This window comes from Paraburkholderia antibiotica (genome assembly GCF_012927125.1).
GTDB classification, from domain to species: Bacteria; Pseudomonadota; Gammaproteobacteria; order Burkholderiales; family Burkholderiaceae; genus Paraburkholderia; species Paraburkholderia antibiotica.
The window spans coordinates 166,667-179,761 of the sequence record NZ_JABBFZ010000006.1 but is presented as its reverse complement, the minus strand read 5'-3'; the positions used below and the strand labels follow the sequence as shown (position 1 = coordinate 179,761).

The window sequence follows — 13,095 nt, the reverse complement described above, 5'->3', positions numbered from 1 at the left end:
CTTCCATGCACACGCCACCAGGTGATCGAACCGAACTTGCGACACCCAATTTTCACGCGCTGCACATCGAGGACCTTGAACGTCTAGCGATGGCGTTACGCGTGAAAGATCAACCGACGGAAATCTTCCGTGCGGTTCATGCAGTGGCCGAAAGAGCGATAGGCTTTCGTCTCCTGACAATCATGTCTTACGACGCGCAGCGCCAGGAAGTGGAGCGCGTCTATACGAACATGCCGGACGTGTACCCAATCGGCGGGCGCAAGAAGAAGCAGGGTACAGTCTGGGCGAAACAGATTCTTCAAGACCTCACGCCGTTTCGCGTGGAAACCTCGCAGGGCATTCGCGACGCATTCGACGATCATGCCATCATGACCGGTATGGGTCTCGGCTCCATACTGAACATCCCGATCGCTTATGACGGCGTGTGCATCGGCACGATGAACCTGACCCACGAGGAAGGCTGGTACACGCGTCGCCATGAAGCCATAGGTCTATTGATCGGCTCTTTCCTTGTTGCCGCCCTCGTCACACAGAAGAAAATATCCGCTACTGGCGCAGCCTACTCATGAAATCGCAATCTGACCTGCAAGAATATCAATCGGCCACGCAAACCGCCGTTTCTCAAGGCCGCTGGCTGCTCGTCTTTATCCTCGGTTATTGCGCGCTTATCGCCGACGGAGCTGATGTGATGATGTACGGCCTGACTCTGTCACGCATCAAGGACGAGTTCGGGTTGACCAACGTCGAGGCAGGTGCGCTTGGCAGCCTGACGCTGTTCGGCATGGCGATTGGCGGGATTGCCGGCGGCTGGGCCAGCGATCGCATTGGCCGCGTACGTGTCGTCGCGTGGGCGCTTGCGCTGTTCTCGCTCGGTGCGGGGATGCTGGGGTTTGCGCACAGCTTCATGGAATTCGCGATCATTCGCTTCATCAGTTCGCTAGGTATCGGCTCGATGGTGCTTGTCAGCACGCTGGTTGCCGAATACGTGCCTACGGAGCGGCGCTCGTTGATCCTTGGCGTGCTGCAGACCGGCATTTCGTCGGGCTATATCGTCGTCATCGCTCTCAGTAACTGGATTCTCCCGCAATACGGCTGGCGCACGCTGTACTACGTGTCGGCGGTGCCGGTGCTACTGGCGCTTGCGATCAAGTTTGCGGTCCCCGAGCCGGCCTCGTGGCTCGCAAGCAGCGCTGCCGTGCGCAAAGGCAAGATGCGGCCCAACTACTATGCGCAGATTTTCAGGGACCGCCAGGCGCGTACCATGTTCATTCTGTGGACCTTCGCGTCGATCTTCATGCTGTCCGGCTTTTACGGATTGAACAACTGGCTGCCGTCCTACCTTGAAAAAGAACTGCACATCAAGTTCAGTTCGCTAACCGGTTATATGATCGGCACTTACGTGGTTGCGTTTATCGGCAAGATCTTCGCGGGCTGGCTAGGCGACCGTTGGAGCCGGCGCGGGGTGTACGTGGTTGGCTGCATAGGTGCGGCGCTTTTTCTGCCGGTGATCATCTTCTGGCATACGCGCGAAAACATCGCAATGCTGATGCTCTTTTTCGGCTTCCTGTACGGTGTGCCACTGGGGACGATCGGCACATTCATGTCGGAGAGTTTTGCGACGTCCGTGCGTGGTACCGCCGTGGGCGGCTCCTATAATTTGGGGCGTTTCTGCTCGGGCGCGGCGCCTATCGTTATCGGTTACATTGCGACGCAGTATTCGATCGGGCTCGGCTTTCTCGTGGTCGGTGCAGTGTTCTTTCTGAGCGGCATGACGGCACTGTTCATTCCGGATCGCCTGCACGACACACAGCATTCTTGAGACCTGGCTTTGCCGAGTTTTTGAGGGAATCCTGGTCGTACCATCGGACCATCTAACGTTGAGTTGATCGTTGGGCCGCCGGCATCCAGGCGTCGGGCAATGAATGCCTCGATGCCATGCCGGCTCTGAACCGCGGAGCCGGACGACGTTCATACTATCCGCGCTGCTGGCCGCCTGGTGAATATCGGGCTTCGTCAAAACGGCCTGTAAGGTAGGAACTTGCCGTCCAAGGTAATGACCGCTCTCGAACCACCTTCTGGATCGTCGACCTTCTTGATATCGATGCGAAAGTTGATCGCACTGACGATCCCATCGCCGAATTCTTCATGCACGAGCGCCTTCAGCGTCGAGCCGTAGACTTGTACCATTTCGTAGAACCGATAGATGGTCGGGTCCGTCGGCACATTGCCCGGAATGCTTCCTCGCACAGGGATGGTTTGTAGCAGCGCGACGGCGTCTGCCTCAAGTCCCAGCTTTTGGGCGACATTTCTTGCCGCGTCTTCAGGCAGTGGATGTTGTCCAAGTAAAGCAGCCGTAACGTATGTCGTGCTAAGCCCGGTGCCTTCAGCGAGTTCAGCATATGTAAGACCTTTTCGAGCCTTGGCTGCGACAATTTTCTCTGCCAATGTCGAGCGCGGTTCTTGAGTGTTTTGCGATTGCATGGAAAGTCCTTAGCTTATAAAAATTTAAGTTACGGGGGAGTTCAACGGCTTTGTCAACTCTTGAATATCGTGTAAAACATTCCTTGACAAAATATGGAATCCTTATTAAAAGGAGCGATGTATCTTGCGAAGCGAATCTGACTCTACGCAAGCAGATTGCTTATATTACGATCGGATAGGTCTGTGCAGCGACAGTTCGGGTTCGTTGCTATGGTCAATGGAGGAGCGATCGCAGCAACCTTGCTGCGAGAAGCCCACAACAGAAAATCTAGCGTATGGCCTGGTTTGCCGACGATGCAGTATAGGTACTCCATGGGCCTTTGACCTTCGCGCGGTTTCGCCCGTCCGTCACAACGGGCCGCCGACAGACCTCAAGATGTCGAGCAACTGACCACTTGGTGATTCTACGAGCCGCATGCTCGTGTCGTGGCAGTTCCGGAATATTGCTCTCGCAGTCACCAACACCAACACAACGATGCTGATTGCTGAGTCGAGCTGTTGATTGCCGCAGATTCTTACAATTCCGCGGAAGATCGACTTCCGCACCTGCATTCCTGTCTGGGTCTATAACGGTCGCGTTGATCGTCGTCAGTGACCATTTCACTGCTCTCAATGCCCGTTCTATCCGGGAAAACGCCTGGCACGCCCCCCATTTTTCGCTGAAATCACCGTTCTATCGGCCGTTCAGGGCGTCTATACCGCGCAATCTCGGAGTTGGCTGACGTCATTGTCATTGACAGTATAAATTGTCTCCGATAAAAATGTCGTCCACTGACATATCAGATGACGACAGGAGGGAAGGATGACAGTTGGAGTCGATGTCCGAGCCGTTGACGGCCTCCAATGCGACGTTCTCGTGATCGGCGGAGGTGCTGCTGGGGTTGCGACGGCCGTGACAGCTAGCCGTCAGGGGTTGAACGTGATCCTGCTGGAGCGCTACGGTTTTTGCGGAGGCGGGGCAGTGGCGGGACTGTCCGGCACCGTCTGCGGCATGTATCTCGCGACCGATCGATCCGGTGCAAAACCCGAGGTAATTGTCTCGGGCTTCGCCCAGGAATTCTGCGACGCGCTGGAGCAGCGTGGAGGTCTCGGCGCACCGGTGCGCTACGGAAAAACCTGGACGCGTGTGCACGACCCGCTGGTGTGGCGAGATGCTGCCGACGCTCTGCTTGAAACTGCAAGGGTCAAGGTGATTTACCACGCTGTGGCAACCGGAGTACTGCTTGACGGTGGCGAACGCGTGGAAGGCGTAACTGCCTGGACGAAGCAGGGACCGTTGAGCATCCGTGCCCGTGTCACCGTCGATGCCAGCGGTGACGCCGATCTCGTTGCAATGGCCGGCTTCGATAGCTTCATGGGTGATGGGGCCCGCGTGCAGAACCCGACGATGATTTTCAGGTTGCAAGGCGTGGACGTCGAACGTTTCACCCGAGCCTATGGCGACGACACGATCATGGGAGAGGCGATTTCCTCGCTGCTGCGCGAACGACAACTCGCCGGTGACGAGCTGCCGCGCTCGAAAATATGGCTGTTTCCGACGACGCGTCCAGGCGAACTGCTTTGCAACTGCACCCGGATTACCGGCTCCGACGGGCGGGAACTCAATGCGATCTTTTACAACGACTTCACAGAAGGTGAACTGAATGGCAGAAAGCAGGTTCGTTCGTATGCGCGATTTCTTAAGGACTACGTAACTGGATGTGAAAATTCATTTGTCAACGATACCGGCGTTCAGGTAGGCGTTCGGCAAACACGGCAAGTGGAAGGTGCCGCGAAGTTGATGAACGCGGACGTCATCACCGCGAGAAAGTTTTCGGACGGTATTGCGCGCTCACCGTGGCCGATCGAATTGCATGCCGGTGCAAAGCCAAAGGTGGAGTGGGTGTTGGACGACTACTACGAGGTGCCGTATGGGTGTTTCGTCCCATCGCGCGGCGACGGGTTGCTGGTGGCAGGGCGCTGTCTATCGGCGGAGCATGAAGCGGTCGCGTCCGCGCGTGTCACGGCGCAATGCTTTTCATACGGCCATGCGATCGGCCATGCAGCGACTCTGGTTGTTCGTGAAGACGCTGAGCCGCGTCACATCGATGCGCAGGCGATCAGGAGTGCACTCAGGCAGGACGGCACGCGTCTATAGCGAAATCTGCAATTGGAACAGTGAACACGGAGGATGTGTCAGTGAATATCGTGAACGTAGGTGAGGTCCGTCAGCTAATGCTGAGCCGGCCGGAGCGCCGCAACGCGCTCGATGGTACTTCGATCGCGGAACTCGAACATGCATTGCAGCAGGCCGATCGAGATCCGGCTGTGCGTGCAATTGTCCTTTCGGGGGCGCCGCCAGCCTTCTGTTCGGGCAGTGACCTGAAAGAACTGGCGACGATGTCGATTCAGGAAATGTGCGATTCCGAATCGGACACCGCACGAGTAGCGCGCTCAATAGCAGGAATGTCGAAACCCGTGATAGCTGCCGTCGAAGGTTTCGCGCTCGGTGGCGGCTTCGTGCTGGCAATTTCATGCGACATCGTAGTAAGCGCGACGGATGTGCGCTGGCATCTTCCCGAGGTGCCCAACGGTTGGCTGCCGCCGTGGGGTCTTCAGGCATTGCTAGCGCGCGTGGGGCCGGTGCGGGCGCGGTTGCTGACGTGGGCAGCGGACGCGATGAACGGCATCGAAGCGCATCGTCTCGGCGTTGCCGACTATCTGAGCGACCCGGGCGCCGCCGACCAGACAGCGCTTGCTCTCGCACAGCGGCTCGCTGCATTGCCGCCCGATGCGGTCGCATCGACAAAGCGTTTCTTTGAGCCGTTTGTCTCGCTCGATGGCGAGCGACTCGACAACGAGGCTTCGCGGCATTTCGCGCGCAATTGCGAAGGGGGCGCGGCTCAGCACATTTTCTCGAAATTCAAGGTGAAGTCATGAAGAAAATCATGTCGGCGGCACAGGCTGTCGCTTCGATTCAGGATGGACAGACGGTCGCGTCTGTGGGGGTGATCGGCTGGGTCGTGCCTGACACCACACTCGAAGCGCTCGGCAGGCGCTTCCGTGAAACCGGCGCGCCTCGCAATCTCACGTTCTATTTTCCGTGCGGCACTGGTGACGCCGTGGATATTCGCGGCATGGATCATGTCGCGCAGGAAGGGTTGATGAAGCGAATCGTATCCGGCTCTTATATCAATCCGGTGAATCCACGCACGGGTGAGCGTCCGGCGTTGATGCGGCTCATTCAGGAGAACCGGATCGAAGCGTATTCGTGGCCCATCGGCGCCTCGATGCACTGGTTGCGCGAGGTCGCGCGCAAGAGTCCCGGTTATATGACGCGCGTCGGGCTGGGCACGTATGCCGATCCGCAACATGGCGGCGGCAAATTTACGAGCCGCTGCGAGGACGATCTGATCCAGAAAATCCGGCTGAACAACGAGGATCTGCTGTTCTATCCGAGCTGGCCGGTCGACGTCGCCATCATTCGTGCAAGTAGTGCCGACGAATTCGGCAATCTTTCGTTCGAAGACGAACCGCTGATTTCCGCCAGCCTCGCACTCGCATTGGCAGCCAAAGCGAGCGGCGGACGTGTGATTGCCCAAGTCCGCCGCATTGTGCCAGGCGGCGAGCGCGCGGCAACTTCGGTGCGGTTGCCGGGTATGTTCGTCGATGCTCTCGTGGTCGAACCGCAGATGATGATGAGTACCGACACGCCGTATGACGAAGCGTACCTGCGCGCTGCCGGCGTAGATGCACGTCTGCCGGCGATTCCATTTGGTCCCGACAAGGTGATCGCACGGCGCGCTGCGCTGGAAGTGCGCAAACACGAGTTGTCGATTTTCGGATTCGGCGCGGCGGCGGATGTGCCACTCGTCATGGCTGAACAGGGTCTTTTCGATCCGGAACATGGCTCGGAAGATTACTGGTTCACGACGGAGCACGGCTCGTACGGTGGCATCGTCATGAACGGTTGGCAGTTTTCGGCGAATCTTCGACCGCTGGCTTTGGTGGATGGCGTCACACAATTCGACGTGATCGACGGAGGATTGTGTCGGTTCGCAGCATTGGCGTTCGCCGAATACGATTCGCACGGAACAGTCAACGTCAGCAAATTTGGCAAGGTCAATCCCGGCGCAGGCGGATTTATCGACATTGCGATGAATGCACAGCGACTTGTATTTACCGGCTCATTTACAACCGGCGGACTAGACATCGCCTACGAAGACGGCCGCATGAAGATTGTGAAGGAAGGGAAGGTCAGCAAGTTTGTCGATACCGTGCAGAGCAGGACCTATCCAGTGGCGAGCGGCGTTGCTGCGGGACAGAGCGCATTGATCGTGACGGAGCGCGCGGTGTTCGAGCAGACCGCGCAGGGCCTGGTGTTGACGGAGGTGGCGCCTGGCGTTGACGTACGACGGGATGTACTCGATCTGATGGCGTTCAGGCCGACTCACATCCTCGATCCGTTACCGCTGATGCACCGGTCATTGTTCGAGGAGAGTGCGGGCCACTGCACGGATGCTGTAGTGGAAAGCTAGCGCAAGGAACGCGGCGCTCCACGCGAGCAAACCGGCGATTATCGCCGCGTAGAGCCAGACGCCGCACCGAACCAAAAAATCCTGCCGGCCAGGTGCGGCGTCTCTACGCGGCATTGGGTACGGTCGAACCATCCTGATCGCCTTGGCGACTCTGGAGGAGACAATCATGAAGTACCGCTGGTTCATCGTTTTCATGCTGTTTCTCGCGTGCGCGATCAGCTATCTGGATCGCGCCGCGCTCTCGGTCGCCGCACCGCTCATCGCGAAAGACCTACAACTGGACGCCGCGCATCTGGGAGTTGTCTTCAGTGCTTTTTTTGTCGGCTATTCGCTCTTCTGCTTTGTCGGGGGCTATGCGGCGGACCGATTTGGCCCGAAGCGAGTGCTGATTGTCGCCATCGGCCTCTGGTCGATCTTTTGTGGGTTGACGGCCACGGCAGCGAGTCTTGCCGGTCTGCTTGTCATTCGCGTGATATTCGGCGCGGGGGAGGGGCCGCTCGCCACATGCACAAACAAGATGATCAGCAACTGGTTCGAACGGAAAGAGCAGACTACGGCGGTCGGTTTTGCTAACTCAGGCCTTCAACTGGGCGCTGCATTGGCTGGACCGATTGTCGGGTTGATGGCATTGCATTGGGGCTGGCGCATTCCGTTTATTGTGATCGGCGTCGTTGGCCTGCTCTGGGTGATGATGTGGTCGGTTCTCTCGACTGACCATCCCGAACATAACCGCTGGGTGCGCGGCACGGTTCCGCTCGCATCGGCCGCACGAGAAGATCAGGGAAAAGCCGCTGTGAAACCGCAGATGTCGTTGGGCGCGTATCTGAAGCGCCCGACTATCTGGGCAACCTCGCTGGCCTACTTCGGCTATGCATACATTCTGTATTTTTTCCTGTCGTGGTTTCCGAGCTATCTGATGATGGAGCGGCATCTGAGCCTCTCGTCGATGAGCATCGTCAACGTGATTCCCTGGTTGCTCGGATTCGTGGGGATCGCGCTGGGCGGCTTCACGTCAGACGTTATCTACCGCTGGACCGGCAATGCGCTGAAATCGCGCAAGATCGTGATCGTTGGTGGTCTGCTGGTCGCTGCCGCATGCGTTGCGTGCGCCGGCACGGCAAGCAGTGTGGGCGCGGCAGTGGCGCTCATGGGGATCACGGTGTTCTTCATGAACCTCACGCTTAGCGTGTATTGGGCGATTATTCTCGATACGGTCGAGCCCGCGAGAATGGGCGGCGTCGGGGGCTTCATGCATCTGCTTGCCAACACGGCGGGTATCCTCGCACCGATCCTCACGGGGGTTCTCGTGCAATGGACGCACGTCTTCACGAGCGCGTTTCTTTTAAGCGGTGGCGTGGCCCTTGCCGGCGCTATAGCGGTGGCGGTATTCGTGAATCCGCCCCGTGCGGATGTCGAAACACGTAGCCAAGGGGTAGGGCTGGGCAGCCCCCAGGCAGAGTAAACGCATAGCCGGATGGCAGCGGTGGCCCTCAGGATTCACGAGGACTGAGGGCCACGTATTGCGCGATTTCAGAAGGTATCTAACGCGGAACGGGTGAAGCGCTCGATAAACTGCATCAGACCATGGGCCGCCGCGGCCGCGCGATCGCCATCGCCATCGGCAATAGCCGTCAGCACCTTGGAGTGCAACTGCGCTCCTTCGATATAAGCGCGATTCTGTACGATATGGTGGTACCAGAAGCGCCGCGACTGTGCGTGAATTGGCAACATGCTCGTAATCAGCATGCTGTTATGTGTGGCTCGAACTTCGGCATCGTGAATCTCGCCACCGGCCTGAATCCAGGCTTCCATGTCTCCACGCTTGGCGGCGATGGTCATCTGCTGTGCGAGCCGCTTAAGATTCTCGCGTTCTTCAGGGGTCGCGCGAAGTGCTGCCACGCGTACCACGAGGTCTTCCAGTGCGCGTCTAACCTCCAGCAGTTCGAGCTGCTGGCGGATGTCGACACCAGCGACCAAGGTCCCGCGTCGCGGCAGCATCTCAACGAAACCGATCTGCCGCAAACGCTGAAGCGCTTCGCGCACAGGCGTGCGCCCCATGTCCATTTCGGCGGCAAGCTGGCTTTCGGAGATCATCGAGCCGGGTGGCAGTTTGCGCGTGATGATCATCTGCTCGATCCGCTCGAAGGCGATGTCAACCAGCAACTGACTGGGCGAGTTGACCGATGCGCGAGGAGCAATGTTTGTGGTGGCGCTTTTTTTCTTCATGGGGCGATTAAAAAAACTGAACCCATTGATTATGCCGTGTATGGCAATGTGACATGTAGATGGCAGCGTGCATGTCCTCACAGGTTATTGCAGTGGCCATGTGCAGCGCCCATGTCTGGTGGGATTTGCCACTGCCTTCGCGCGACGGGGAAACCGCAGGTTCGAACCGGCGCAGCCGAGACTCGTGAAAAATCCGCCACATCTCAAGCTATGTTCCTCTTTTGATTGAAAAAATAGACTGTCTCGCCGTGCGGCGATTGCAAGGCCAAACTGTGGTGCCAACTACCTGCCTCAGCGACGCGGGCGAGCATTGGCTATCACCTCACCGCGCTCCTGAAGACAGCCGATAACGCGGTAAGCGCCTCATGGGGCCGGCCGCGCTTGACCTCCATGTGACGCAGAACCGGCAAGCGCGGCAGCTCAGGGAGCCCGAGCTTAGGGCCCACGTTGACCCGCCAAATGGCTGCATGCGAGCCAATGCGGCAACGCCCAGCCCGGCCATAACGGCCGCCGCTACAGCTGCGATGCCCCCCCGACAAAAATTTCCGTCCAGGGTGCCGCTGCTGCATCGAGGAGTTGCCGGGCCATCACCCGCACACCGCAGGGCTCAGCAAGCGCGGCAATGGGGAAAGGCTCGCCCACGCGTTGCTGTCAACCTGGCGTTGCGAACCAGCAGCATTTCTCTTTCAAAGGAACGCCGCGTCATATTAATAATTTATCACTGAAATAAATGTACATAGCAAATCAGGCGCAGGACGTCGTCCCAATGCGGTGTGATGCGATCGTGGGCCAACACGTTAAGCTCTCCGTAGTCGGCCAGGCATCGACGCGGTAGAACCGCTGTAGGGACCGCCGTCGGGTCTTCCAGAAACGCACCGACGCATAACCCAGGCGACGGCTGTCGCGATCGCTTGATTGCGACTCACTCGCGGTCGTCGTCATCGAGGTGGAAATGCCGCGCCCGTTCATCGGCGAAAAGCGGCTCAGGATATCGGCAGCCGCGTTTCCGTTGTGCGGTGGACAGAACGCTGACCGGCGTGGCATCAACCTGCTTCAATGCAGAAGGTGGCGATATCCCGACTGCGTTGCCCGGTCAGTTCCGGAGGCACGCGTCATCGCGGATTCTCTGATCGCGCGCACCTCAACCTCACTGAGCTTGGGAAGCCTTGCCCGGCACGCGCATCGTGAGCAGCAACACAGAACCTATCATCAGAAGCCCGACCATCACATACAGGCCTGCCGCAAGGCTGCCGGTCGTGGTCCGCGCCCAGCCGATAATTGTCGGACTCAGAAATCCGCCGAACAGGCCTATCGTGTTGATCAGCGCGATGCCGCCGGCAGCGACGTCGCCTTTCAGATAATCGGATGGAATCGCCCAGAACACCGTGTATGCGGCCCACATACCCATGGTCGCGATAGTGATACATGTGAGCGACATCGCAAGATGACCGCCCCACGCGGCGGCGGCCGCGAGTGCAACGGCGCCGGCAAGTGTGGGTAACGCGCTATGCAGGCGTCGTTCGCGGCGCCTGTCGGAGCTGCGACCAAACACGATCATGCCGGCGATTGCCCCCAGATAGGGAATCGTCGAATACAGACCGATATCCACGGTACTGGTCACGCCATCGGACTTGAGAATGCTCGGCAACCAGAAGTTGACTGCATAGAGTCCACAGATGATGCAGAAGTACGCGAGCGCCATGCGCCACACACGGCCATCGCGTAGCACGTGCCTGAACACGTGGTGCTGCGTGCGCTGTGTACCTAGATTGGCGACAAGCAGCTCCCGGTCGTCGGCGCTGAGCCAGGGTGCGTCGTCCGGTCGGTCGACGAGAAATCGCCATGCGATGATACCGAGCACCACGGCAGGTAGCCCTTCGACAAGGAACATCCACTGCCAGCCGGCGAGACCGAGGGTGCCGTGAAAAGCCGTCATCAGCCACCCGGACACAGGGCCGGTCACCACGCCCGAGAATGCGCCGCCCAGCATCACGGTACCAATGGCGCTCGCCATGCGTGTCTCTCCATACCAGTAAGTCAGGTAGAAGATCACGCCGGGCGTAAAGCCGGCCTCAAATACGCCGAGCAGGAAACGCAACGCGTAGAACGTCGTGGCGTTATGCACGAACATCATCGCAGCGGATGTCAGTCCCCACAGCACGAGAATCCGGCTGATTGTGCGGCGCACGCCGATCTTGGGCAACAACAGGTTGCTCGGGATCTCGAACAGCACGTAGCCAATAAAGAAGATGCCTGCGCCGAACCCGTAGACTGCATCGGAGAACCCGAGTGCGTCGCGCATCTGAAGCTGCGCGAAGCCGACGTTCAGACGGTCAATGCTCGCGAGCAGGTAGCAGACCGCGAGAAAGGGCAGCAGGCGCCAGTTTAGCCGGCCATAGAGTGTTGCGAGCCGATCGGCTTCGAGCGAACCTGAGTAGGGGACAGACACGGGCAAACTCCTTCGAGAAATGGCAGAGGTTGAACAATCCGTTCGGTCAAAATGTGTTGAGCGCCTGGCAGGATGCCCCAGCCTCACCTGAAAATTGCCGGGACTGAAGTTTGAACCGGCGCTGCCGGATAACGATCAACCGCGCTTGCAACAGCGTCATACCGGCCGCTCAGGGCACGAGGTAGGTCTGCGCCAGTTTCACCCAGCAGGCAGCGCCCAGCGGCAGCACGCGGTCGTTGAAGTCGTACCCCGGGTTGTGCACCATGCAACCGCCGAATTCGCCCTCGCCGTTGCCGAGCATCAGATAGCAGCCAGGCACTTCGTTGAGCATCCATGCAAAATCCTCGCTGCCCGACAGTCCTTTGGAGGCCTGTGTGCTGACGCTGTCCGCTCCGACCAGCGACGCCGCCACCTGCTGCGCAAGCCGGGTTTCATCCGGCGTATTGACCATAGGCGGAGTCAGCTGACGGTAGTCGATGTGTGCTTCCACACCGAGGCTTTGCGCCTGCAGCGAAACGATCTCGCGAATCCGCGCTTCGATCAACGCCCGCGTTTCCGGGAGAGCCGCGCGTATGTTCAGTCCCAGCACCACCTCCTGCGGAATGACGTTATGCGTCGCACCGCCGCGAATGAAGCCGACCGTGACTACCGCTATTTCTTCGGGCGCGACATTGCGCGCGACGACCGTCTGCAATGCGGTGACGATTGCGGCCGCGGCGGCGATCGGATCGCGGGCACGATGCGGCGTGGCGCCGTGAGCGCCGACGCCCTTGAGCGTGATATCGGCTACGTCCGAAGACAGGCTGATCGGACCTTCCAGCACACGGAAGGTCCCTGCAGCCAGCCCGGGGATGTTGTGCAGCGCGTAGACGGCGTCGCAGGGAAAGCGTTCGAAGAGACCGTCTTCGATCATGGCTCGGGCGCCGCAAAGATTTTCTTCGTCCGGCTGGAAGATCAGGTTGAGCGTGCCATTGAAGTCGCGGCGCTGCGCCAGCCGTTTCGCCGCGGCAAGCAGAATGGCGGTGTGGCCATCGTGACCACACGCGTGCATCTTGCCGTGGTGCTGGCTGGCATACGGCAGGCCGGTGTTTTCAACGATAGGCAACGCGTCCATGTCGGCACGGATGCCGAGACGGCGGCCGCCGTCGCCAACCTTGAGTTGGGCCACTACGCCGCTGCGGCCGATCCCGCTATGCACTTCGTAGCCCCATTCCCTCAGCAGATTCGCGACGAGCGAGCTGGTTCGACCAACCTCGAAGCCCAGCTCAGGATGGGCATGAATCTGGCGACGGATATCGACGAAGGCTTGCGCATCGATGCCGAACTCCTGTACGAGGTCCGGAAGCTGTTCAGGTGTCAGAGTAGGTTCGCGTGTCATGTGTCGATTTCTTTTGCCGGAGATTCAGTGTTGAATGCGTTTGA

General features: G+C 59.0%; 10 protein-coding genes and 2 pseudogenes. 6 read left to right on the top strand and 6 right to left on the bottom strand.

Translation table 11 applies throughout. From position 1 onward, the window contains the following. The first annotated feature begins 5 nt into the window (after window positions 1-5). Together HHL14_RS13385 and HHL14_RS13380 are read left to right on the top strand one after the other, a co-directional pair. Window positions 6-569, top strand: a complete 564-nt coding sequence (locus tag HHL14_RS13385; protein WP_169498083.1) for a GAF domain-containing protein — start codon at window positions 6-8, stop codon at window positions 567-569. Then, window positions 566-1,819, top strand: a complete 1,254-nt coding sequence (locus HHL14_RS13380) for an MFS transporter (RefSeq protein WP_169498082.1) — start codon at window positions 566-568, stop codon at window positions 1,817-1,819. The genes HHL14_RS13385 and HHL14_RS13380 overlap by 4 nt, the downstream gene beginning before the upstream one ends. 194 nt (window positions 1,820-2,013) lie before the next feature. Here HHL14_RS13380 and cynS read toward each other — a convergent pair whose 3' ends face one another. Continuing rightward, window positions 2,014-2,481: a cyanase gene (cynS, locus tag HHL14_RS13375; RefSeq protein ID WP_169498081.1), complete on the bottom strand. Its 468-nt coding sequence runs from the start codon at window positions 2,479-2,481 to the stop codon at window positions 2,014-2,016. Between the two features lie 802 nt (window positions 2,482-3,283). On the opposite strand from cynS, the gene HHL14_RS13370 reads away from it, so the two are divergent. The 4 genes from HHL14_RS13370 (at window position 3,284) to HHL14_RS13355 (ending at window position 8,460) form a co-directional block, all read left to right on the top strand. Next, entirely contained in the window at window positions 3,284-4,618 is a 1,335-nt protein-coding gene (locus HHL14_RS13370; RefSeq protein ID WP_169498080.1) for an FAD-dependent oxidoreductase, read from the top strand. Window positions 4,619-4,638: 20 nt separating this feature from the next. After that, window positions 4,639-5,400, top strand: a complete 762-nt coding sequence (locus HHL14_RS13365) for an enoyl-CoA hydratase/isomerase family protein (protein ID WP_329601656.1) — start codon at window positions 4,639-4,641, stop codon at window positions 5,398-5,400. Further along, entirely contained in the window at window positions 5,397-6,998 is a 1,602-nt protein-coding gene (locus HHL14_RS13360; RefSeq protein WP_169498079.1) for a CoA-transferase, read from the top strand. The genes HHL14_RS13365 and HHL14_RS13360 overlap by 4 nt, the downstream gene beginning before the upstream one ends. A gap of 166 nt (window positions 6,999-7,164) precedes the next feature. Continuing rightward, window positions 7,165-8,460: an MFS transporter gene (locus HHL14_RS13355; RefSeq protein WP_169498078.1), complete on the top strand. Its 1,296-nt coding sequence runs from the start codon at window positions 7,165-7,167 to the stop codon at window positions 8,458-8,460. Window positions 8,461-8,528: 68 nt separating this feature from the next. On the opposite strand, the gene HHL14_RS13350 is transcribed toward HHL14_RS13355, so the two are convergent. From HHL14_RS13350 to HHL14_RS13335, 5 genes and pseudogenes are all read right to left on the bottom strand, one after another. Further along, a complete protein-coding gene (locus HHL14_RS13350; protein ID WP_169498077.1) occupies window positions 8,529-9,224 on the bottom strand; it encodes a GntR family transcriptional regulator in 696 nt (231 codons plus the stop codon). Window positions 9,225-9,541: 317 nt separating this feature from the next. Beyond that, window positions 9,542-9,896 (bottom strand): annotated as a pseudogene (locus tag HHL14_RS33210) (LysR family transcriptional regulator); the annotation flags it as partial. A 160-nt stretch (window positions 9,897-10,056) separates the two neighbouring features. Beyond that, window positions 10,057-10,281: pseudogene (locus tag HHL14_RS33205) on the bottom strand (hypothetical protein); the annotation flags it as partial. A gap of 90 nt (window positions 10,282-10,371) precedes the next feature. After that, the gene (locus HHL14_RS13340; protein WP_169498076.1) at window positions 10,372-11,679 is read right to left on the bottom strand and encodes an MFS transporter; all 1,308 of its coding nucleotides are present in this window, start codon (window positions 11,677-11,679) and stop codon (window positions 10,372-10,374) included. A 163-nt stretch (window positions 11,680-11,842) separates the two neighbouring features. Then, complete coding sequence (locus HHL14_RS13335) at window positions 11,843-13,051, bottom strand: M20 aminoacylase family protein (protein WP_169498075.1); 1,209 nt, start codon at window positions 13,049-13,051, stop codon at window positions 11,843-11,845. Window positions 13,052-13,095 lie beyond the last annotated feature (44 nt).

What these genes read in the sequence shown, in the direction of transcription:
- HHL14_RS13385 (WP_169498083.1), top strand. Translation starts at nt 6, where the DNA reads ATGCACACGCCACCAGGTGATCGAACCGAACTTGCGACACCCAATTTT.
- HHL14_RS13380 (WP_169498082.1), top strand. Translation starts at nt 566, where the DNA reads ATGAAATCGCAATCTGACCTGCAAGAATATCAATCGGCCACGCAAACC.
- cynS (WP_169498081.1), bottom strand. Translation starts at nt 2,481, where the DNA reads ATGCAATCGCAAAACACTCAAGAACCGCGCTCGACATTGGCAGAGAAA.
- HHL14_RS13370 (WP_169498080.1), top strand. Translation starts at nt 3,284, where the DNA reads ATGACAGTTGGAGTCGATGTCCGAGCCGTTGACGGCCTCCAATGCGAC.
- HHL14_RS13360 (WP_169498079.1), top strand. Translation starts at nt 5,397, where the DNA reads ATGAAGAAAATCATGTCGGCGGCACAGGCTGTCGCTTCGATTCAGGAT.
- HHL14_RS13355 (WP_169498078.1), top strand. Translation starts at nt 7,165, where the DNA reads ATGAAGTACCGCTGGTTCATCGTTTTCATGCTGTTTCTCGCGTGCGCG.
- HHL14_RS13350 (WP_169498077.1), bottom strand. Translation starts at nt 9,224, where the DNA reads ATGAAGAAAAAAAGCGCCACCACAAACATTGCTCCTCGCGCATCGGTC.
- HHL14_RS13335 (WP_169498075.1), bottom strand. Translation starts at nt 13,051, where the DNA reads ATGACACGCGAACCTACTCTGACACCTGAACAGCTTCCGGACCTCGTA.